This window comes from Streptomyces sp. SudanB5_2050, from assembly GCF_964272335.1.
GTDB classification, from domain to species: Bacteria; Actinomycetota; Actinomycetes; order Streptomycetales; family Streptomycetaceae; genus Streptomyces; species Streptomyces rochei.
Window position 1 is genome coordinate 3,014,074 of record NZ_OZ186760.1, and the last position, 19,904, is coordinate 3,033,977.

18 protein-coding genes, 2 tRNA genes and 1 pseudogene are annotated in these 19,904 nt (G+C 72.5%); 11 read left to right on the forward strand and 10 right to left on the reverse strand.

Annotated features, from left to right (window positions below; translation table 11 throughout):
* Positions 1-56: 56 nt before the first annotated feature.
* Positions 57-1,046: a helix-turn-helix transcriptional regulator gene (locus ACFZP7_RS13410; protein WP_385634495.1), complete on the reverse strand. Its 990-nt coding sequence runs from the start codon at positions 1,044-1,046 to the stop codon at positions 57-59.
* Between the two features lie 99 nt (positions 1,047-1,145).
* Here ACFZP7_RS13410 and ACFZP7_RS13415 point away from each other — a divergent pair, with 99 nt between their 5' ends.
* Together ACFZP7_RS13415 and ACFZP7_RS13420 are read left to right on the forward strand one after the other, a co-directional pair.
* Positions 1,146-1,511, forward strand: coding sequence for a VOC family protein (locus ACFZP7_RS13415; RefSeq protein ID WP_031014245.1), 366 nt, complete (start codon positions 1,146-1,148; stop codon positions 1,509-1,511).
* A gap of 274 nt (positions 1,512-1,785) precedes the next feature.
* Entirely contained in the window at positions 1,786-2,895 is a 1,110-nt protein-coding gene (locus tag ACFZP7_RS13420) for an LLM class flavin-dependent oxidoreductase (RefSeq protein WP_019325584.1), read from the forward strand.
* Here the strand turns inward: ACFZP7_RS13420 and ACFZP7_RS13425 are convergent.
* Complete coding sequence (locus ACFZP7_RS13425; protein WP_385634496.1) at positions 2,871-4,772, reverse strand: putative bifunctional diguanylate cyclase/phosphodiesterase; 1,902 nt, start codon at positions 4,770-4,772, stop codon at positions 2,871-2,873. The two genes, ACFZP7_RS13420 and ACFZP7_RS13425, sit on opposite strands and share 25 nt — an antisense overlap.
* A 456-nt stretch (positions 4,773-5,228) precedes the next feature.
* Here ACFZP7_RS13425 and ACFZP7_RS13430 point away from each other — a divergent pair, with 456 nt between their 5' ends.
* Positions 5,229-6,434 (forward strand): M6 family metalloprotease domain-containing protein, encoded by a 1,206-nt coding sequence (locus ACFZP7_RS13430; RefSeq protein ID WP_385634497.1) that lies wholly within the window; start codon positions 5,229-5,231, stop codon positions 6,432-6,434.
* A gap of 93 nt (positions 6,435-6,527) precedes the next feature.
* Here the strand turns inward: ACFZP7_RS13430 and ACFZP7_RS13435 are convergent.
* The 6 genes and pseudogenes from ACFZP7_RS13435 to ACFZP7_RS13460 all read right to left on the reverse strand — a co-directional run.
* Positions 6,528-6,601, reverse strand: a tRNA-Lys gene (locus ACFZP7_RS13435).
* Positions 6,592-7,203 carry a bifunctional DNA primase/polymerase gene (locus ACFZP7_RS13440; protein ID WP_086875669.1) on the reverse strand — a complete coding sequence of 204 codons (612 nt, stop codon included), beginning with the start codon at positions 7,201-7,203 and terminating at the stop codon, positions 6,592-6,594. The genes ACFZP7_RS13435 and ACFZP7_RS13440 overlap by 10 nt, the downstream gene beginning before the upstream one ends.
* Before the next feature lie 160 nt (positions 7,204-7,363).
* The gene (locus ACFZP7_RS13445) at positions 7,364-7,714 is read right to left on the reverse strand and encodes a hypothetical protein (protein ID WP_019325587.1); all 351 of its coding nucleotides are present in this window, start codon (positions 7,712-7,714) and stop codon (positions 7,364-7,366) included.
* Positions 7,715-7,874: 160 nt separating this feature from the next.
* Entirely contained in the window at positions 7,875-9,434 is a 1,560-nt protein-coding gene (locus ACFZP7_RS13450) for a polysaccharide lyase family 1 protein (protein WP_127440935.1), read from the reverse strand.
* 425 nt (positions 9,435-9,859) lie between these two features.
* The gene (locus ACFZP7_RS13455) at positions 9,860-10,591 is read right to left on the reverse strand and encodes an aspartate/glutamate racemase family protein (RefSeq protein WP_127440936.1); all 732 of its coding nucleotides are present in this window, start codon (positions 10,589-10,591) and stop codon (positions 9,860-9,862) included.
* A pseudogene (locus ACFZP7_RS13460) lies at positions 10,588-10,836 on the reverse strand (decarboxylase); the annotation flags it as partial. The pseudogene ACFZP7_RS13460 and the gene ACFZP7_RS13455, both read right to left, overlap by 4 nt.
* A gap of 209 nt (positions 10,837-11,045) precedes the next feature.
* Here ACFZP7_RS13460 and ACFZP7_RS13465 point away from each other — a divergent pair.
* The 8 genes from ACFZP7_RS13465 to ACFZP7_RS13500 all read left to right on the forward strand — a co-directional run bounded on the left by ACFZP7_RS13465 (position 11,046) and on the right by ACFZP7_RS13500 (position 17,913).
* The gene (locus ACFZP7_RS13465; RefSeq protein WP_030969672.1) at positions 11,046-12,014 is read left to right on the forward strand and encodes a D-2-hydroxyacid dehydrogenase; all 969 of its coding nucleotides are present in this window, start codon (positions 11,046-11,048) and stop codon (positions 12,012-12,014) included.
* Positions 12,015-12,038: 24 nt separating this feature from the next.
* Positions 12,039-13,442, forward strand: a complete 1,404-nt coding sequence (locus tag ACFZP7_RS13470) for an amidase (protein ID WP_385634498.1) — start codon at positions 12,039-12,041, stop codon at positions 13,440-13,442.
* Positions 13,443-13,675: 233 nt separating this feature from the next.
* Complete coding sequence (ehuB, locus tag ACFZP7_RS13475; RefSeq protein WP_228898455.1) at positions 13,676-14,605, forward strand: ectoine/hydroxyectoine ABC transporter substrate-binding protein EhuB; 930 nt, start codon at positions 13,676-13,678, stop codon at positions 14,603-14,605.
* Complete coding sequence (gene ehuC / locus ACFZP7_RS13480) at positions 14,602-15,306, forward strand: ectoine/hydroxyectoine ABC transporter permease subunit EhuC (protein WP_127440939.1); 705 nt, start codon at positions 14,602-14,604, stop codon at positions 15,304-15,306. Before ehuB ends, ehuC begins: the two co-directional genes overlap by 4 nt.
* Complete coding sequence (ehuD, locus tag ACFZP7_RS13485; protein ID WP_019325595.1) at positions 15,303-15,953, forward strand: ectoine/hydroxyectoine ABC transporter permease subunit EhuD; 651 nt, start codon at positions 15,303-15,305, stop codon at positions 15,951-15,953. Before ehuC ends, ehuD begins: the two co-directional genes overlap by 4 nt.
* Complete coding sequence (gene ehuA / locus ACFZP7_RS13490; RefSeq protein ID WP_385634499.1) at positions 15,943-16,728, forward strand: ectoine/hydroxyectoine ABC transporter ATP-binding protein EhuA; 786 nt, start codon at positions 15,943-15,945, stop codon at positions 16,726-16,728. The genes ehuD and ehuA overlap by 11 nt, the downstream gene beginning before the upstream one ends.
* Before the next feature lie 229 nt (positions 16,729-16,957).
* Entirely contained in the window at positions 16,958-17,716 is a 759-nt protein-coding gene (locus ACFZP7_RS13495) for an IclR family transcriptional regulator (RefSeq protein WP_019325597.1), read from the forward strand.
* A gap of 123 nt (positions 17,717-17,839) precedes the next feature.
* Positions 17,840-17,913 (forward strand) — tRNA-Lys (locus ACFZP7_RS13500).
* 59 nt (positions 17,914-17,972) lie between these two features.
* On the opposite strand, the gene ACFZP7_RS13505 is transcribed toward ACFZP7_RS13500, so the two are convergent.
* Together ACFZP7_RS13505 and ACFZP7_RS13510 are read right to left on the reverse strand one after the other, a co-directional pair.
* Positions 17,973-18,578 (reverse strand): lytic polysaccharide monooxygenase, encoded by a 606-nt coding sequence (locus ACFZP7_RS13505; RefSeq protein ID WP_019325598.1) that lies wholly within the window; start codon positions 18,576-18,578, stop codon positions 17,973-17,975.
* A 126-nt stretch (positions 18,579-18,704) separates the two neighbouring features.
* Positions 18,705-19,859 (reverse strand): SPFH domain-containing protein, encoded by a 1,155-nt coding sequence (locus tag ACFZP7_RS13510; RefSeq protein ID WP_385634500.1) that lies wholly within the window; start codon positions 19,857-19,859, stop codon positions 18,705-18,707.
* Positions 19,860-19,904 lie beyond the last annotated feature (45 nt).

Consider the following 19,904-nt stretch of genomic DNA (forward strand, 5'->3'; position numbering starts at 1 on the left):
GCTCACCTCACCGCGTCCTGCCCTCGGGCCGCTCGAAGAAGAGGTGGGCCGGCAACTCAAGGGGAGGTGTCGGCGGTCGGGGGCCGGTGAGTGCGAGCGGTGCGGGCCGCGAGCCGGTGGATCAGCCGACGGGCCGGCTCCGGGGCGACGACCTCGATGTGGTCGCTGAACTGGAGCAGTTGCCGCACTCCGTCCAGTGCGCCGTACGCCACGGTGATCTCGACCCGGCCGTCGCCGTCCTGCCGGTCGCCCACCGTCCGGAGGCGGGCACCCAGAATGCGGCGGGCCAGGTCGACGCTCGCACCGTCGAGACGTGCCGTGACGACGACCTCCTCCCTGCTCTCCAGCGCCTGGCCCAACTCCCGTGCCGTCGCGGCGAGGTCGGCCCCGGGCCTGAGCCGCCGGGCGGTGTCCAGCACCGTCCAGTCCCGCAGGCGGGTGAGCGCGAACATGCGGGGCCGCCCGTCACGGTCGCCGACGAGATACCACCGGCCGGCCCGCTCCACCAGCCCGTAGGGATCGACCACGTACTCCTCGGCGGACGCCGCGCCGCTGGGCCGGTACCCGATGCGCAGCCGCCTCCCCGTGCGCACGTCCCGCACCAGCGCCGCGACGTCGGGCAGGGGGGCCGCCTCCCCGAACCAGGGGCGGTTGTCGATGGCGATCACGTCCGTCAGCGACAGCGGCAGGTCGTCCCGGGTGGGCGGTGGCGAGCGGCGCGGCGTGAGCTTGCGCAGCGCCGACCGGGCCGCCGCCTCGCCGCCCACCCGGCGGGCCCGGTCGGGATCGAGCCCGACGGCCCGCAGCAGATCCGCCTCTCCGGTCGTCAGCTTGGACAGGTCGGCCTGGTCACCGGGGAGCAGACTGATCCCGCCGTACTTGCCCCGCTCGGTGAAGACGGGGATGCCCGCGTCGACCAGCGCCCGCACATCGCGGAGCACCGTCCGCGTCGAGACCCCCAGCTCCCCGGCCAGCGCCTCGGCGGTGGTCCGCGGGTGCGCCTGCAACGCCGCCAGAAGCTCGATCAACCGCTGCGGTCGCCCCATGCCACGCCTTCCCCCTTGAACAGGACAGACCCTGTCATGTTCCCACGCGAGGCTGACACCGACGGCCGGAACCTCCGGCCCGGAAGGAGTCAGCCACCCATGTCCGCGCCCAACCTCTTCCTCGTCTACGTCACCGACGCCGAGCGCTCGACCGCCTTCTACTCGGACCTGTTCGACATGAAGCCGATGATGGTCACCCCGCGCTACATCCCCTTCGAGGTCGCGCCCGGAGTGGTGTTCGCGCTCTGGAGCGGCCAGTCGGACCGGCTCGGCCGGCAGACGCCGCGCACCTCGGAGATCGGCCTGATGCTCCCGGGCCCGGCGTCCGCCGTCGACGAGCTCCACGCCGTGTGGACCGCCAAGGGCGCCACCGAGGTCGAGCCTCCGCACGACGAGGTCTTCGGCCGCACCTTCGTCGTCGCGGACCCCGACGGCAACCTGATCCGGGTGGCACCGGTCGACTGACCGACACCACCTCCGAGAGTCCCGCGCGCCGGGCCCCCGACCGAGCCGGCCGCCGCAGCACCGCCTCCGCGAGGCGGCGGCCGAGCCCGGCGGCGAACGCGACGGCCCCCAGCCCGGACCCCACCGCACGCGACCCCGGGAACCCCTGCGGGACCGCAGGGGTTCCCGGCGCACCCGCACGCCGGGAACAACACGCCGGGAATAACCGGAGACACCCTCCTGTTACGACGCGCAGCGAACGACACCGAACGTGACACCCGGGAGGCACCCCACCATGGCCCCAGACGCCGCAGGCACCGCCGAGGAGATCCGGGGCGCCGCCCACGGCACCGCTCCCGTCCCCCTCTCCGTGCTGGACCTGGTGACCGTGGGCGCCGGCCGCACCGCCACCGACGCCCTGCGCACCAGCGTGGACATCGCCCGCCTCGCGGAGAGCCGCGGCTTCCACCGGTACTGGGTCGCCGAGCACCACTCGATGCCCGGGGTCGCCTCCTCCTCCCCCGCGGTGATCCTGGCCCACCTGGCCGCGCACACCGACCGCATCCGGCTCGGCTCGGGCGGCGTCATGCTCCCGAACCACGCCCCGCTCGTCATCGCGGAGCAGTTCGGCACCCTGGAGGCGATGGCCCCCGGCCGTGTCGACCTCGGTCTCGGCCGCGCCCCCGGCACCGACGGCGCCACCGCCGCCGCCCTGCGCCGCACCGACCGGCTGAACGAGGGCGCCGACGACTTCCCGCAGCAGCTCGCCGAGCTGATCCGGTTCCTGGACGACGACTTCCCCGACGGGCACCCCTACCGGCGCATCCACGCCGTCCCCGGCCCCGTGCAGGCCACCTCCCCCGGAGGCGTGCAGTCGGCCCACCGGCCGCCGGTGTGGCTGCTCGGTTCCTCCGGGTTCAGCGCCCGGCTGGCCGGCACCCTCGGTCTGCCCTTCGCCTTCGCGCACCACTTTTCCGCGCAGAACACGATCCCCGCGCTGGACCTGTACCGCGAGTCGTTCCGCCCGTCCGCGGTCCTGGACGCGCCCTACGCCCTGATCGGCGTCTCGGCGCTCGCCACCGACGACGAGAAGGAGGCCCGCCGCCAGGTGCTGGCCGCCGCGCTGAACATGGTCCGGCTGCGCACCGGTCGCCCCGGGCTCGTGCCGACGCCGGAGGAGGCGGAGGCGTACGACTTCAGCCCGATGGAGCAGGAGTTCGTCCAGTCCTGGAACTCCAACGTCATCCACGGCACCGCCGACGAGGTGCGCGCCGGCCTCGACGACCTCCACAAGCGCACCGGCGCCGACGAGCTGATGCTCACCGCCAACGCCCACGGCGGCGACGTGCGCCTGCGCTCCTACGAGCTGATCGCCGACGCCTACGGCTTGCCGACGCCCGCCTGAACCCCGGCCGCGCCGGGCCCGGCGGAGCCCAGCAGGGCGGAGATGCGGTCCGGCGCCACCGGCCGGGAGTAGAGCCAGCCCTGGCCGGTGTCGCAGCCGATGCGGCGCAGGCGGCTCGCCTGGTCCGACGTCTCCACGCACTCGGCGGTGACGGTGAGACCGAGGCGGTGGGCGAGCTGGACCATCGCCTCGACGATGACCTCGTCGGCGGGGCTGGTCGCCGGTCCGTCGGCGCCCGCGGCCGTTCCGGCGCCCCCCACCGGGGCGCCGCCGCCGTCGTACTGGAAGCCGCGCACGAAGGCGCCGTCCAGCTTCAGCACCGAGACCGGCAGCCGGCTGAGGTAGGCCAGGTTGGAGTAGCCGGTGCCGAAGTCGTCGATGGCGATGTGGACGCCCATGTCGCTGAGCGCCTTGAGCGCCTGCAGCGGGCGGCCCGCCGAGCCCATGACCGCCGACTCCGTCAGCTCCAGTTGCAGCAGCTCCGGCGCCAGCCCGGTCTCCTCCAGGGTCGCCGCCACGTCCGCCACCAGGTCGGAGTCCCACACCTGGCGGACCGCGACGTTGACGCTGACGAAGATCGGGGGCTCGTCCGGGTGGGCCAGCTGCCAGCTGCGGGCCTGCCGGCAGGCGGTGCGCAGGATCCAGCGGCCCAGGGGAACGATCGAACCGTCCTCCTCCGCCAGTGCGATGAACCGATTCGGCGCCAGTACGCCGAACTGAGGATGATTCCAGCGGATGAGCGCCTCGACGCCCCGCACCCGGCCGTCCTCCATGCCGACCAGCGGCTGGTACTCCAGGGCGAACTCCCCGCGGTCGATGGCGGGGCGGAGGGTGGCGGCCAGCGCCTGGCGGGTCATGCGGGTGGCGTTGCGCTCCGGGTCGAACAGGGTCCAGCGGGCCCTGCCGTCGGCCTTGGCCCAGTACAGGGTGGTGTCCGCCGCCTGCATCAGGGCGGTCGGCGTGGTGCCGGCGGTGTGGCGTTCGACGACGCCGACCGAGGCGGTGACCGAGAGGCGTCGGTCGGCGACCTCGAAGGGCGCCTCCAGGGCCGCCAGTACCGATTCGGCCAGGTCGGCGAGTTGATCGGTGCCCGTGGAGTCCTCGACGAGCAGGGCGAACTCGTCGCCGCCGAGCCGGGCCACCAGCGGTGCGCCGGACCGGGCGTGCGCGGCCTCCTCGGCGCAGCGCGTGAGGCGTTCGGCGACGGCGGCCAGCAGCCGGTCGCCGACGCGGTGACCGAGGGTGTCGTTGACGGCCTTGAAGCCGTCCAGGTCCAGGTAGCAGACGCCGATCCGGCCGGTGCCGCCGTGCTCGTAGGAGTCCGCCTCCAGCGCCGCCGTCAGCCGCTCGAAGAACAGGGCGCGGTTGGGCAGCCTGGTGACCGGGTCGTGCATCTGGAGGTGGCGCAGCCGGGCCTGGAGCTCGCGCCGGGCGCTGATGTCGGCGACCGACAGCAGCAGCCCCGGCGCGCCCTCGGCCTCGGCCAGCGGCTCGACCGTCACCTGCGCCCACAGGGAGTGCCCGTCGGCCCCCTTCAGCCGCCGGGTGCAGCGCAGCCGGGCCCGGCGGCCGGACAGCACCTCGCGGTACGCCTGCCAGGTGCCGGTGTCGGAGGCGAGGTCGACGAGGTCGGCGGCGGCACGGCCGGCCAGCGCGTCCGGGTCGGTGCCGAGCAGGGTGCCCAGCGTGTCGTTGGCGCTGACGACCAGGCCCTCGGCGTCGACGACGGCCATGGCGAGAGGGGCGGCCGTGAACGCCGAGCGGTAGGCCGCGGACCCCGCGCACGGCGCACGAGGAGCCAGGCTCTTGTCACTGTCCGTGACGGCGGACCGGGCGAGGTCTGCCGCGGGCGCCGGCCCTTCGGAGGTTCCGTTCACCGCTCGCTCCCGCAGTGCCTCGATCTCTGTTCGTGCTCTGTTCGTGCAGGAAAGTGTGCCGATCATAGAGGCTGGCACGAACCCCTTCCAGCCGCCGCCCCGGGTTCCCGACCGGGTGACCCCCGCGCCTGATCGTTTCTGCTCACACCTGGACGAGTCCTTCACGCCCCCGACCAGTTGTGACGTTGCGTAAGTGACATACAGGCGTCGACCCGGTGACGTCCCTCGAAATTCCGGACGGCTCACCCATCCGGTGCAGGCGAACAGGACGTAGTACGACAATCACCCACAAGCTGGGTGCGGTGTCCCGACGATCCGCACCCGGAGGTCCATGTGCCGCGCCAGCTCCCCCTGAGGCGACTTCCCCGGGAGGTTCTCAAGGGGCTCGGAGCGGACCGGGGGGCGTCGGGAGCGTCCCGGACGCGACTGCGCAGTACGGCGGCGGTGTGCACCACCATGTCGGCGCTCGCCGCGACCTCCCTGATCAACGCGCCGTCGGCCGCCGAGCCCTTCTCCCCCGAGCCGTGCGCCCTGCAGCGGACTGAGGTCCACCACTCCGAGGGCCTGAGCACCTGGAACACCGCGTACCCGAAGCCGGCACGGGCGCTGGACGCCGTGATGGTCTTCCTGTCCTTCCCCGACTCCCAGCCGCTGACGGCACCGGCCGAGCTGGCCGCCGACCACTTCCCCGCCACCACCCGCTTCTTCCAGCGCGCCTCCTACGGTGCCTTCACCCTGCGCCCGCACCCGCTGCCCGCCTGGATCACCATGCCGCGCCCCTCGACGGCGTACGACATACGGCGTGACTGGAGTCCGCGGCACCGGGCCGCCTACCTGCGCGACGCGCTGGAGGCCGCCGACGGGCACGTCGACTTCTCCCGCTACGACATCGTGTACTTCGTCGCCGACCCGGACGCGCCCGGCGTGGACTCCGACGCCACGAAGGTCGTCAACCTCGACACCCCGCTGCGGGCCGACGGCACCGACATCCGGCGGGTGGTCACCGTCTTCGAGAACCACCCGCCGGACCGGCTGGTCCTGGCCCACGAGACGGGGCACGTCTTCGACCTGCCCGATCTGTACCACCGGCCCGCCGACGACGAGGGCGACTGGGACACCCACGTCGGCGACTGGGACCTGATGGGCAGCCAGTTCGGACTCGCTCCGGACCTCTTCGGCTGGCACAAGTGGAAGCTGGGCTGGCTGGAGCCCCGACAGGTGGCGTGTGTGCGCGGCGGCGAGACGGTGCGCCTGACGCTGGAGCCGCTGGGGGCGGGCCCGGGCGTGGCGGTGGCCGGCGCGGCCGGGGCGCCCGCCTTCGGCCTGGGACACGGCACGAAACTGGCGGTGGTCCGCACCGGGCCGGACACCGTGCTGGCCTTCGAGGCCCGGGGACCGGTCGGCAACGACGCCACGGCCTGCCGGGCGGGGGTGCTGGTGTACCGGGTGCACAGCGGGGCCCGGTCCGGGGACGGGCCGATCCAGGTGGTCGACGCCCACCCGAAGACCGAGGCGTGCTGGGAGGACTCGGTCTACCCGCCCCTCGCCGACGCCCCGGTCGCCCTCGGCGAGAGCTTCACGGTGCCGGGCGAGGACGTGCGGGTGACGGTGGAGGGGCGGACGGCCTCGGGGGCCTGGACGGTGCAGATCACGCCGGGGTGAGCCGCGCGCGCCTCCGCGCGCCTCCGCCGCGGGAAACAACGATGGCGGGGCTGGTTCGCGCTACCGCGAACCAGCCCCGCCATCGACACAACGTGCGCCGCCAGGGACTCGAACCCCGGACCCGCTGATTAAGAGTCAGCTGCTCTAACCAACTGAGCTAGCGGCGCCTGCTGACGTCGTAGACATTAGCATCCTGGTCGGCGGGAGGAAAAATCGAAATCCGCACGGCCGCGCGGGCGGCGCGCACGGCCGCCCACAGCAGCATCTCCGGACCCGGCAGCCAGGGCAGACGCGTGTCCGGTGCCACCAGCCAGCGCGAGCCCGAGCGGGCGGACCCGCCGACGGGGGCCGGCACCGTCACCGCGTCCCCGGCGCCGTGGCACAGCAGCGGCGGCACCTCGCCCGTACGGCCGCCGTCCCGGCCCCGCGCGCTCCACTCCTCCCACTCCAGCAGCGACGGCAGCCGCTGGGCCGTGCCGGGCGCGGCGAACAGGAGCATCCGGCCCCGGAACTCGGCCACGGGACCCGAGCCCGGGCCCTCGTCCCACATCCGGTCCAGCATCCGGCGCCCGAAGATCGCGGGCGCGCTCACCACGTCGAAGGCGGAGCCGCAGGGCAGGACGACCGGGGCCTCGGGCCGCTCCTCCCAGAACGCGAGCGTGGTGCGCGGGTGCGCGCCCGCCGAGGCCAGCCAGGCGGCGCCGTCGGTGGTGACCTCCGAGGCGTGGGGTGCGACGTGCGGGGTGACGTTGCGCGTGCTGCTGCTCATGACCCATACATCTACCCGGCGTGAGGAACGGCTCCGCTGGGTTGCCGGAATCCGGGACAGGAAGGCCGGGGCAGGAGTATCTTGCCCACCCGCTCGGCATATGCGTTCGTGCTAGTCGGGGCCGGTCGGAGCCGTGGGAGACCGGCCGGCGCCCGTCGCGCTAGTCGGTGTGATCGCCGCCGCGCATCAGGTCCCGCCCGAACTCCACCATCTTCTTGGCGTAGTCCTCGGTCCACTCGGCCCGCTCGGCGATGTCGGCGGTCGTCAGCCGGTCGAAGCGGCGCGGATCGGCCAGCTGGGCCGCCGCGACCGCCTGGAACTCCATCGCCCGGTCGGCCGCCGCCCGGAACGCCTGGGTCAGCTCGGTCGCGCGGTCTAGGAGGGCCCGGGGGTCGTCGATCGACTCGAGGTCGAAGAAGTGCTCCGGGTCGGCCGACGCCTCCGCCGGCTCGAAGAGCAGGGGCGCGGGGCGTAGCCGCGGTTCGTTCCGACGCGGCGTGGGCTCCGCCATGTCTTCTCCTCCTCGTACGTCACGACGGCCCTCCCCGCGCGGGCGGGGCACCCCGGTGGAGTGGGCCACCGTCCATTGTCCCGCGCCCGCGCAAGTGGGCGTCCGGCCCGGGGATGCCGGACCGGACGCGGGGTGGAACATTGCCGGGGTGGTCCGTGCGCTAGCCGGCGTAGGTCTCGAACTCGGCGACCCGGGGCGAGCCGCTGGAGGCGGTGATCTCCAGGGTGATCTTCTTCAGCGAGGTGGCGGCGAAGCTGCTGACGCCCGCCGTGCTGCCGGAGGCCAGGACGGCACCCGTGTCGTGGTTGATGATGCGCCAGGCCCGGATGGCGCCCGCCGAGCCGGCCGCCTCACGGATGTTGACCTTGGAGACGGTGGTGGCCGAGCCCCACTTCACCGAGACGGAGCCGGTGGCACCGGCCGGGGACCAGTAGGTGCTCGCGTTGCCGTCCCGGACGTTGCCGTAGCTGGTGCCGGAGGCCTTGGAGGAGCCGTCGGCGCCCGCCGAGAGGCTGAGGTTGGTGCCCGTGGGTGGCGTGGTGGGGCCGGGGTCGGTCGGGCCCGGGTCCGTGGGGGTCGGTGAGGTGGGCGGGGTGGTCGGGGCCGGGCTCTGCGGCGTGCAGCTGCCGTCCGACACCTTCAGCCCCTTGTTGGCGCCCGCCGTCTGGCTCACGACGCTCGGTACGCAGTCGGCCGCGTCCAGGTCGTAGGAGTACGGGATGCTGACGGAGGTGTTGGACGTCGGGTTCGGGCCGGCCGGGTTGTTGTCGCCCTCGCGCTCGGACCAGGTGACGTTGTCGTAGATATTGCCGCTGACCTGCCAGGTGCCGGCCTGGTCGGTGTAGAAGGTGCCGAGGACGTCCTTGGAGTCCTCGAAGTAGTTGTTGTCCACCTTGGCCTTGGCGCCGGCCCGGGAGTTGATGCCGGACTCGTTCAGGCTCTTGTAGTGGTTGTTGTACATGTGGGCGATCCCGCCGCGCAGGAGGGGGGCGCGGGAGTCGATGTTCTCGTACAGGTTGTGGTGGAAGGTGACGTAGCCGTTGGAGCGGTCGCTCTCGCTGGAGCCGATCAGGCCGCCGCGGCCGGAGTTGCGCAGGGTGCTGTAGGACAGGGTCACGTACTGGGTGTCGTCCTTCATGTCGAAGAGGCCGTCGTAGCCCTCCGACTCCCCGCCCGAGGCCTCCAGGGTGGTGTGGTCGACCCAGACGTTGCGCACGCCGCTCTCCATGCCGATGGCGTCGCCGCCGTTGGAGGTGGGCGAGCCCGACTTCTTGACGTTCCGGACCGTCACGTTCTGGATGATGATGTTGCTGGACTCCCGGATGTGGATGCCCAGTTGGTCGAAGACGGCACCGCCGCCGACCCCGACGATCGTGACGTTGCTGATCTGCTTCAGCTCGATCCTGTCGGCCGCGGTGCTGCAGCTGTCGCCGGACACCTTGGTGGTGTTGCCGTGGTTGATGGTGCCCTCGACCTGGATGGTGATCGGGGTGCTGCTGCCGGCGCGGCCGCACAGGGCCTGGTGGATCTGGGTGCCGGTGGTGGCCCGGACCGTCTGGCCGCCCGCGCCCCCGGTCGTGCCGCCGTTCTGGGTCGCGTAGCCGGTGGCGCCACTGGCCGCTGCCGCCGCCTCGGGCATCGTCAGCACCACACCGGTCGCGGCCGCGACGGCCAACGTGGCCAGCGCGGCGTGGAGTCGCAGCGCGACTGGTCGTCTCATCGTCGGTCTCCCCATTCGTCTTCACATGCCGGAACGAACGTGTTGTCCTGATCATGTCAATACGACCAGGAGGGAAAGCGCTTTCTCGGCGTGAGAATAGGGGCCGCTTCGAGGGCTGACAAGACTTCAGGTAAGTCCAGAATGAAGAACGGTGCACACATACATGAACAGCCGCTGCGGTCGGCGGCCGGCGTGGCCACCCGCCCGCCCGGCCGATGTGCACTCCGGCCGGTCCTGCGGTACGATCATCTTGCCGATCAAGGAGATCAACTCCCCGCGAGCGGCGATGCGTTGGTGGTCCAAGGAAAGACGCCCCACTTCCCGTGGGGAAATGCAGGTGCAAGGCCTGCCCAGCGCTCCATGAGGAAGCCCGGTCCCGCAGCAGCGGGACCGGGCTTCTCACGTGAGGCCCCCTCTCGGTCGCCTCAGACCTGCACCACCGGCTCCCGCGTGAACAGCGCGCCCAGCTCCGGCGCGTTGACCCGGCGGTCGGCCAGGCGCAGCCCCTCCCAGACGGTCACCTGATTGGCCGTGAGGACCGGCTTGCCCAGCTCCTTCTCCAGGGCGGGGATGTGGGCCACCGTGTGCAGGGCCGTGCCCGGGAGCAGGACGGCCTCGGCGTCCGGGCGGTCGGCGGAACGGGCCAGGGCCAGCACCTCCGCCTCGGTCCAGGTGCCGACCTCCGCCGCCGTGACGATCCCGGAGCTGACGACGCCGGTCACCTCGACGCCGGCGGCGCCGAGGAAGTCCGCGAACAGACGGGCCACGTCGTCCGGGTAGGTCGCGCCGACGGCCACCCGCCGGGCCCCGATCTCCTTCGCCGCGTGCACGAAGGCGAAGGAGGTCGAGGAGGCCGGGAGGCCCGCCGACCGGGCCAGCGCGCGCACCTGTTCCTGGGCGCCCTCCCAGCCGTGCACGAAGCTGCCGCTGGTGCAGGCCCAGACCACCGCGTCGGCGCCGGACAGCCGCAGCTCCTCCACGCCGGCCGCCAGCCGCCGCGGTGAGCCCATCTCCAGGAGCGCGTCCACGCGGTGCGCGTCCTCGCCGGTGTCCGTGTGCACCAGGTCCACCCGGATGTCGCTGCCCAGGAGCTGCTCGATGCGTGGATAGTCGTCCTCGCCGGAGTGGCCCGGGTACAGGAATCCCAGTGCTGTCATGTCCGCCCTTCCTGCTGCTGTTCCGTGTCCGGGCCGTCCGAGACGCCCGGCATGTCCGCCACCGCCGGACCGACCGGGCCCGCCACCGCGGGGCCGGCCGGCCCCGGCACCACGGGACCGGTGCGCGCCGACGGGTCGGTCAGCGCCTGGTACGGCCCCACGGCACGGGTACCCAGTCGGCACAGCGCCGCCCACATCGTCACTGGGTTGGCCGAGATCACCGGTATGCGCAGCTCGGCCGGCGCGTCCGGGAGCGCGCCGGAGGTGGTCACGGAGGCCGTGTTGACGAAGGTGGGTTCTGGTGCGAGCGTGGTCGATCCGCCCGCGTCCTTCCCAGGTCGACAGCCGGTTCCGTCCCCCGTCAACCCGTTCCGAGCACCGTGCGACGCGCTGCCGCGACCGCCGTGCGACGCGCCCGTGCGTCCTTCCGCGCGACCCCCGGAGACAGACCGCGATGACCACGCCCCCGTCCCCGCCGACGACGCCCACCGTCCTCGTGCTCGACGCCGAGCCGCTTCCCCGTCTGGGCCGGCTCACCGGCCGGGCGCGGATCGAGCACGCCGACGCGTCGACGCTCGCCGAGCGGCTGCCCCACGCCGACGTGCTGCTGGTGTGGGACTTCACCTCGCACGCGGTACGCGAGGCGTGGCCGGGCGACGGACCGCGCCCGCGCTGGGTGCACACCGCGAGCGCCGGCGTCGACCATCTGATGTGTCCGGAGCTGGCCGGGTCGGACACGGTGGTGACCAACGCCCGCGGTGTCTTCGACCGGCCGATCGCCGAGTACGTCGCCGCGCTCGTCCTGGCGATGGCCAAGGACCTGCCCACCACCCTGCGGTTGCAGGGCGAGCGGACCTGGCGGCACCGCGAGTCCCTGCGGGTGGCCGGGACCCGCGCCTGCGTGGTCGGTTCCGGGCCGATCGGGCGGGCGATCGCGCAGACGCTGAAGGCGCTGGGCATCACGGTCGCGCTGGTCGGCCGCACCGCCCGCCCCGGTGTCCACGGGCCGGGCGAGCTGGACCGGCTGCTGGCCCGCGCCGACTGGGTGGTGGCGGCGGCGCCGCTGACCGACGACACGCGCGGCATGTTCGACGCCCGGCGGTTCGGGATGATGCAGCCCTCGGCGCGGTTCGTGAACGTGGGGCGCGGTCAGCTGGTCGTGGAGGACGATCTCGCCGAGGCCCTGACCAGGCGCTGGATCGCGGGTGCCGCGCTGGACGTGCTGGTCCACGAGCCGCTCGCGCCCGACAGTCCGCTGTGGACGGTCCCCGACCTGATCGTCTCGCCGCACATGAGCGGGGACACGGTCGGCTGGCGGGACGAACTCGGGGCGCAGTTCGTGGAGTTGTTCGAGAGCTGGGCGGCCGGCGGACCCCTGGCGAACGTGGTCGACAAGAAGCGTGGATACGTGCCCGGGCACTGACGACCCCTTGGATCGGGAGGGTGCATGACCGACCTCACGGAGCTGACCGCGGTGCGGCTCGTCGACGGCTACCGCAAGGGGGATTTCAGCCCCGTCGAGGTGACCCGGGCGGCCCTGGATCGCGCCGAACGGATCCAGCCGGAGCTGAACGCGTTCGTCCGGCTGACCGGCGAGGAGGCGCTCGACCGGGCCCGGCGGTCCGAGGAGCGGTGGCGGCGCGGGGAACCGGGCGGACGGCTGGACGGGGTGCCGGTCACCGTGAAGGACATCCTGCTGATGCGGGGTCACCCGACCCTGCGCGGCTCACGCGCGGTGTCGCCGGACGGCCCCTGGGACGAGGACGCGCCCTCCGTCGCCCGGCTGCGCGAGCACGGCGCGGTGTTCCTCGGCAAGACGACGACGCCCGAGTACGGCTGGAAGGGCGTCACGGACTCTCCGCTGTCCGGCGTGACCCGCAACCCGCACGACCCGAGCCGCACCGCGGGCGGCTCCAGCGGGGGCGCGGGGGCCGCCGTCGCGCGCGGGGCGGGTCCGCTGGCGCTCGGTACGGACGGCGGGGGCAGCGTGCGCATCCCCGCCTCCTTCTGCGGGATCTTCGGCCTGAAACCGACGTACGGCCGGGTGCCGCTCTACCCGGCGAGCGCCTTCGGCACCCTCGCGCACGTCGGCCCGATGACCCGGGACGCGGCGGACGCGGCACTGATGCTGGACGTCATCGGCACGCCCGACGCCCGGGACTGGTCGGCGCTGGGCCCGGCGCCGGGGTCGTACACGGACGCCCTCGCCGAGGGGGTGCGGGGGCTGCGGGTGGCGTACTCGCCCTCGCTCGGCGGGCAGGTGGCGGTGTGTCCGGCGGTGGCGTCGGCGGTGCGGCGCGGTGTGGAGCGGCTGGCGGAGCTGGGCGCGTACGTGACGGAGACCGACCCGGACTTCACCGACCCGGTGGACGCCTTCCACACCCTGTGGTTCAGCGGGGCGGCCCGTGCGGCGCAGCAGCTGAGGGCGGGGCAGCGGGAGCTGCTGGACCCGGGGTTGCGGGACGTCGTCGGCACGGGGGCGCGGTACTCGGCGCTGGAGTATCTGGCCGCGGTCGACGTCCGGATGGAGCTGGGCCGGCGGATGGGCCGCTTCCACGAGGCGTACGACCTGCTGGTCACGCCGACGCTGCCGATCACGGCGTTCGAGGCGGGCGCCGAGGTGCCCAAGGGGTCGGGGCTGCGGCGGTGGACGGGGTGGACGCCGTTCACCTACCCGTTCAACCTGACCCAGCAGCCGGCGGCGACCGTCCCGGTCGGCACCGACGGGGACGGGTTGCCGATCGGCCTGCACCTGGTGGCGGCCCGTCACCGGGACGACCTGGTCCTGCGGGCCGCGCACGCGCTGTACGAGGCGGGCGTGCCCGTCTCTCCCACGCCCGCCGGAAGCTGAGCGTCTCCCCCGCCGCTCCCGTGCGCCACAGGCCGTTGCAGGCCGCGGCCATCCCGTCGTCCAGCAGCCGGGCCCTGCACGTGATTCCGCGCGTGACCAGCGAGACTTCGATGGAGCGATCAGCCAAGTCCCCACGGCAGTGCCCCGAAACGCCGCGGTCAAGGGCGCCGGGCCGAGGTCTCGGACTGAAAAAGATCGGCATAACCCGACCGGCTTCGGGTAGCTGCGCGCCCATGGCTCCACCACACAGAACCCCTCCATGGGGCATATCCCACCAAAGGACCAGGACAGCCGGGCCCACTCGCCGGTCGCTGCTCGCGGGGGTCGCGGCGCTCGGCGCACTGGGGGCGGCCGGATGCTCGCGGGTGGCCACGGCCTCGGACGTGAAGGGCGGTGACCTGCTCGACCGGCTCAAGGCGCAGGGCGTGGCCCGGCTCGGCATCGCGGGTGAGATCCCCTTCGGGTACATCGACAAGAACGGTGAGCTGACCGGCGAGGCGCCGGAGCTGGCGAAGGTCATCTTCAAGCGGCTCGGGGTGGACCGGGTGCAGCCGGTGCCGACGGAGTTCGGCTCCCTGATCCCGGGTCTGGCGTCGCAGCAGTTCGACGTGGTGGCGGCCGGGATGTACATCAACCCCGACCGCTGCCAACAGGTCATCTTCTCCGACCCCGACTACCAGATGCTCGACGCGTTCATCGTGCGCAAGGGCAACCCGATGGGGCTGCACAACTACGAGGACGTCGTCGAGAAGAAGGCCAAGTTCGCGACCGGCACCGGCTACGCCGAGATCGCCTACGCGGTGGAGCACGGGTACAAGGAGGACGACATCCTGATCGTCCCCGACCAGGTGGCCGGACTCAACGCCGTCGAGTCCGGGCGCGTGGACGTCTTCGCGGGCACCGCCCTGACCACCCGTGAGGTGGTGAAGAAGTCCCACAAGGCCGAGGTGACCGAGGCGTTCGCGCCGATCGTCGACGGTGAGCCGCACGTCGACGGCGGTGGTTTCGCCTTCCGGCCCGACGAGACCAATCTGCGGGACGCCTTCAACGTCGAGCTGCAGAAGCTCAAGAAGAGCGGCGAACTGCTGCGCATCCTCAAGCCCTTCGGTTTCACCGAGAACGAGATGACCGATCTGACCGCGAAGGAGCTGTGCGGCGGATGACCTCGGGACTGTGGGAACTCGTACTCCAGGGCGTGTGGGTCACCGTGCAGCTGCTCTTCTTCAGCGCGCTGCTGGCCACCGCCGTCTCCTTCGTGATCGGCGTCGGCCGCACCCACCGGCTGTGGATCGTCCGCTTCCTGGCGGGCTTCTACACCGAGGTGTTCCGCGGCACCTCGGCGCTGGTGATGATCTTCTGGGTGTTCTTCGTGCTGCCCCCGGCCTTCGGCTGGCAGCTGGTGCCGATGTGGGCGGGCACGCTGGCACTCGGTCTGACCTACGGGGCGTACGGCTCCGAGATCGTGCGCGGGGCGCTCGCCGCGGTCGACCCGGCGCAGAAGGAGGGCGGCATCGCCCTCAGCTTCACGCCCTGGCAGCGGATGAAGCTGATCCTGCTGCCGCAGGCGGTGCCGGAGATGATCCCGCCCTTCTCCAACCTGCTGATCGAACTGCTCAAGGGCACCGCCCTGGTGTCGATCATGGGCATGGGCGACCTGGCGTTCAGCGGCAACCTGGTGCGCCTGGCGCTGCAGGAGAGCGCGGAGATCTACACGTACATCCTGCTCATCTACTTCGTGATCGCGTTCCTGCTCACCCGGGTGATGCGCGGTCTGGAGAAGAAGCTGAAGGCGGGCGTGGGGAAGGCGGCGGCGAAGAGCAAGGCCGTCACTCCTGAGCCGGCCGGGATCGGGGGTGTCCGATGAAGTGGGACTGGAGCGCGGTCTCCGACTTCATGCCGCACTTCTGGGACGGGCTGCTGGTCACCCTGCAGATCCTGGCCCTGGGGTCGCTGGTCTCCTTCGTCCTCGGTCTGGTGTGGGCGCTGCTGATGCGGGTGCCCTCCCGCTTCGTGACCTGGCCCGTGGGGGCGGTCACCGAGTTCGTGCGCAACACCCCGCTGCTGGTGCAGCTGTTCTTCCTCTTCTACGTGCTGCCCGAGTGGGGGGTGACGGCCTCGGCGCTCACCACCGGTGTGCTCGCCATCGGGCTGCACTACTCGACGTACACGATGCAGGTCTACCGGGCCGGCATCGAGGCGGTGCCGGTCGGCCAGTGGGAGGCCGCGACGGCGCTGAACCTGCCGGTGGGGCGGACCTGGACGGCCGTGATCCTGCCGCAGGCCATCCGCCGTGTGGTGCCCGCCCTCGGCAACTACGTGATCTCCATGCTGAAGGACACGCCGCTGCTGATGGCGATCACGGTGCTGGAGATGCTGGGCGAGGCACGGCTGTTCTCGCAGCAGAACTTCCAGTTCACCGAGCCCCTGACGGTGATCGGCGTGGCCTTCATCGTCATCTCCTACCTGGCCTCCCTTGCCCTGCGAGCCCTGGAGCGACGCCTTGCCCACTGACACTCTCCCCAATCCCGAGAAGAGCCCCGAGCGCAGCTCCGGCGAGCTGATACGCCTGGAGCAGGTCACCAAGCGGTTCGGTAACAACACCGTCCTCGACCACCTGGACTTCTCCGTCGACGCCGGCAAGCACGTCACCCTGATCGGCCCGTCCGGGTCGGGCAAGACGACGATCCTCAGGCTGCTGATGACGCTCCTCAAGCCCGACGAGGGCACGATCACCGTGGACGGGCAGAAGCTCTTCCCGGCGACCGAGAAGGAGCGGCGCGAGGTCCGCAAGCAGATCGGGATGGTGTTCCAGCAGTTCAACCTGTTCCCGAACATGAGCGTGCTGCGCAACATCACCGAGGCGCCGGTCACGGTGCTCGGGATGTCCAAGGACGAGGCGGTCGAGCGGGCCAAGGGGCTGCTCGACATGGTGGGCCTGGCCGACAAGTGCGACGCCCGTCCGGCCCAGCTCTCGGGCGGCCAGCAGCAGCGCGTGGCGATCGCCCGGGCGCTGGCGATGCGCCCGAAGGTGCTCCTCCTCGACGAGGTGACCTCGGCGCTCGACCCCGAGCTGGTCGCGGGCGTCCTCGACCTGCTGCGGGACATCGCCCGCAGCACGGACATCACCATGCTGTGCGTGACCCACGAGATGAACTTCGCCCGGGACATCTCGGACCAGGTCCTGATGTTCGACTCCGGCCGGGTCATCGAGGCGGGTTCGCCGGAGAAGATCTTCAGCGAGCCGGAGCACGACCGGACGCGGGAATTCCTGAGCGCGGTCCTGTGACGCCCTGAGGGCACCGCGGCGTGCCCCAACGTCCGAGGTCGGGACGCTGGGGCACGCCGCTGACATATGCCAGCGGGCCAGCGGCCCAGTCCAGGGCTCCGGAACTTCGCCAACACCCCGTCACACGAAGCCTTTTGGCGGTTATCGTGAAGGGGATCCGCTGTCCGGTCGGGGGCACAGGCAGGGACAGGGGCAGGGGCCTACCAGCGAAGCGCAGGGGGAGACCACCGTGGCGCTGCAGCACAAGCCGTCCGCGCCGCACCACTCCGCCCAGGACGCCCTGCGCGCCCTGGAGGCCGTGGCGCGGCACAGCTCCGGAATCACCGACTCGGAGATCGCCCGGCAGACCGGCCTGGACCGGGAACGGCTGTCCCCGCTGCTGCGCATGCTGCGCCGCGAGGGCTACGTCGAGCAGACCGCCGACGGCGCGTACGTCACGGGGGACGCCCTGGCCCGGCTGGGCTCGGCCCACGGCCGCGAGGAGGCCCTGCGCGACAAGCTCCAGCGCACCCTGGACCGGCTGCGCGACTCGGTGGGCGCGGCCGTCTACATCAGCCGGTACGTGGACGGCGAGGTCAGCGTCACCCAGTACGCCGACAGCCCGGCCACGCCCAAGGTGAACGAGTGGGTGGACTTCCGCGTCTCGGCGCACGCCACCGCGGTCGGCAAGAGCCTGCTGACCCAGCTGGACCACGCGGGCCGCCGCGACCATCTCGCCCGGCACAAGATGGCCCGCCTGACCTCGCGCACCATCACCAGCGACCGGCTGCTGCTGTCCCGGCTGGAGTCCCAGCCGCCCAGCGTGCCGGTGCTCGACCTCCAGGAGTACGCGGTGGGCACGGTCTGCGCGGCCGTCCCGATCACGGCCGGCTCCGCCGTGGGCTGCCTGGCCCTGTCCCTGCCGGTCGAGCACGCCCACCGGCTGCGCCGGGCGGCGGACGAGCTGAACCGGAACGCGGCGCCGGTCCTGCTGTCGCTGGCGATCTAGGTCCTGCCGTCACACTGCCCAGGGGCCGCACCGGGGCCCGCGCACCGGTGGTCACGAGCACCCCCGCGGACCGGGTAGTATTTTCGTCGTCGCCGACCGCGGGAAGCGGACGGCGGGAGTCATGCGCCGCTAGCTCAGTTGGTTAGAGCAGCTGACTCTTAATCAGCGGGTCCGGGGTTCGAGTCCCTGGCGGCGCACAGCAGAAGGGCCCCTCGTCCAGGCGAGGGGCCCTTCACGCGTTGCCGGACCGGCCCGGTCAGAAGGTCACGTCCGAGCACGCGTAGAACGCGTTGCCCGTGTCGGCGACCGTCCACACCGCGAGGATCACGTGGTGCCCGCTCAGCCCGGACGGCAGCGTGCCGGTGTGGGAGAGGGTGGCCGGAGGCTGCTTGCCGCCGTAGGGCACGGTGAAGAACGGGGTGAGGTTGAGGTCGGACCGGGCCAGGTTGTGGCTCTGGTTCCAGCCCGGCTTGGTGACGTAGTACCGGAAGTCGGTCGTGGCGTGCCGGGCGGTGAACTGCCAGCGGAAGGTGTAGCTCTGCCCGCCGTTCACCTTCGTGGTGGGCCAGGCCTGTCCGTTCGGCGTCTTCGGGCTGTCGAGCTGGGCGAACCCGGTGTTGCCCGCGGAACAGATCCGGCCGTCGGCCGGTCCTGCCGCCGGGAAGCCCTTGGGGCCCTCGACGCTCTGCGGCTCCCACTGGATGGCGCCGCAGTTGCTGACGCCGCCGTTCTGGCAGAGCTTCTGCCGGCTGACCGGCAGGTCGGTGTAGCCGTGGCCGGTGGCGCCGCCGGACGAGAGCACGAGGGCTCCGGTGGTCGCCATGCCCACCGCGGCGGCGTACAGCTTGGTCCTTGTGCGCATGCTGCTGCTCCTGTGACGTGGGGGAGGTTCAGTGAGCCGTGCAGGTCTAGACCAAGTCTCAGATTATTGCCGCGAGTTGAACATGTCCATACCAATCGCAGAACCCGGTAGCGGTCCGTCCCCGGGTCAGGCCCCCGTCTCCCCCCGCCCCGCGCAGAACGCCACCGTCAGGTCCTTCACCAGCACCTTGCGCTCGTAGTCGTCCAGCTCGACCAGGCCCCGCATGGTCAGGCGGGTCACCGTGTCCTCCACCGAGTCCACGACCGAGGTGAGCACGCTGGCCCGCTGGGCCGCGTCCAGCGCCGCGATCCGGCGCCGGTGCATCGCGGCGGCGACCTCGGGGGCGTACTCCACCCGGACCGGCCGCACCGAGAACACCTCCAGACCCACCGGCGCCGCGTCCGCCGCCACCAGCCGGGTCAGCGTCTCGCCCACCACGTCGGCCGAGCTGCGGACCGTGCCCAGCGGCTCCACCGGGACCCGGGCCAGCGCCGCCTCGACGCACGCGCGCAGATACGCCTCGTGGTCCTCGACCCCCAGCGTGGCCTTGGCCGTGTCCCGCACCCGCCACACCACCAGCGTCACCGCCCTGAGCGCCACCCCGTTGCCGTCGGCCGCGGGCATCGGCTCGCTGCGCCAGTGCCGCAGCCGCACGTCGACCCGGCGGCGCAGCAGCAGCGGGTTGACCCACATCAGGCCGGTGCGCCGCACCGTCCCCCGGTAGCGGCCGAAGAGCCCGAGCACCCAGGCCCGCCCGGTCCGCCCCCGGGCCAGCCCGCCGAAGCCGAACAGCCCCAGCGCGCCGGCGGCCGCGTACGCCGCCCACTGCCCGGGCCCGAGCCCGACTCCCGCATACGCCGGCAGCCCCAGCGCCTCGGCCGCGAGGGGCGGTACGAGCCCCGCCCACCAGGAGGTGACCGCGCAGCCCGCCGCCGCGCACACCCCGGCGGCCACGCCCGCCGCACCCGGCAGCACCCGCGCCGCGCGCTCCGTCAGCTCCGGGTCGATCCGCACCGCCGGCACCGTGCGCGCGGTGACCGGGCGCCGCGCCCGGGGCCGCTCCCCCGTGCCCTGCGGGCGGCCGACGGCCGCGGGCCGCAGCGGCACCGGGACCGGATCGGGGTCGTCGCGGAAGAGCAGATGGACGGGGATCTCGGTGGTGGCCTCGTTGTGGATGAGCCGGGCGGACCGGTGACCGGCCTCCGCCGGCCCGGCCGGCTTCGGGGGCGCCTCGGTCGCCGGCGGCATGGTGTCGGGGTTCGTGGAAGAGGTCGTACTCATGCGTGCTCCAGCCTCCGCGCCAGATGCGTCATGAACGGGTGATCA

Bases quoted from the DNA above. Each gene is read 5' to 3' on its own strand.
- ACFZP7_RS13445 (WP_019325587.1), bottom strand. From the start codon at position 7,714: ATGGCGGAGCCCACGCCGCGTCGGAACGAACCGCGGCTACGCCCCGCG.
- ehuD (WP_019325595.1), top strand. From the start codon at position 15,303: ATGAAGTGGGACTGGAGCGCGGTCTCCGACTTCATGCCGCACTTCTGG.
- ACFZP7_RS13450 (WP_127440935.1), bottom strand. From the start codon at position 9,434: ATGAGACGACCAGTCGCGCTGCGACTCCACGCCGCGCTGGCCACGTTG.
- ACFZP7_RS13510 (WP_385634500.1), bottom strand. From the start codon at position 19,859: ATGAGTACGACCTCTTCCACGAACCCCGACACCATGCCGCCGGCGACC.
- ACFZP7_RS13455 (WP_127440936.1), bottom strand. From the start codon at position 10,591: ATGACAGCACTGGGATTCCTGTACCCGGGCCACTCCGGCGAGGACGAC.
- ACFZP7_RS13505 (WP_019325598.1), bottom strand. From the start codon at position 18,578: ATGCGCACAAGGACCAAGCTGTACGCCGCCGCGGTGGGCATGGCGACC.
- ACFZP7_RS13430 (WP_385634497.1), top strand. From the start codon at position 5,229: ATGTCGGCGCTCGCCGCGACCTCCCTGATCAACGCGCCGTCGGCCGCC.
- ACFZP7_RS13440 (WP_086875669.1), bottom strand. From the start codon at position 7,203: ATGAGCAGCAGCACGCGCAACGTCACCCCGCACGTCGCACCCCACGCC.
- ehuB (WP_228898455.1), top strand. From the start codon at position 13,676: ATGGCTCCACCACACAGAACCCCTCCATGGGGCATATCCCACCAAAGG.
- ACFZP7_RS13470 (WP_385634498.1), top strand. From the start codon at position 12,039: ATGACCGACCTCACGGAGCTGACCGCGGTGCGGCTCGTCGACGGCTAC.
- ACFZP7_RS13415 (WP_031014245.1), top strand. From the start codon at position 1,146: ATGTCCGCGCCCAACCTCTTCCTCGTCTACGTCACCGACGCCGAGCGC.
- ACFZP7_RS13465 (WP_030969672.1), top strand. From the start codon at position 11,046: ATGACCACGCCCCCGTCCCCGCCGACGACGCCCACCGTCCTCGTGCTC.
- ehuC (WP_127440939.1), top strand. From the start codon at position 14,602: ATGACCTCGGGACTGTGGGAACTCGTACTCCAGGGCGTGTGGGTCACC.
- ACFZP7_RS13410 (WP_385634495.1), bottom strand. From the start codon at position 1,046: ATGGGGCGACCGCAGCGGTTGATCGAGCTTCTGGCGGCGTTGCAGGCG.
- ACFZP7_RS13420 (WP_019325584.1), top strand. From the start codon at position 1,786: ATGGCCCCAGACGCCGCAGGCACCGCCGAGGAGATCCGGGGCGCCGCC.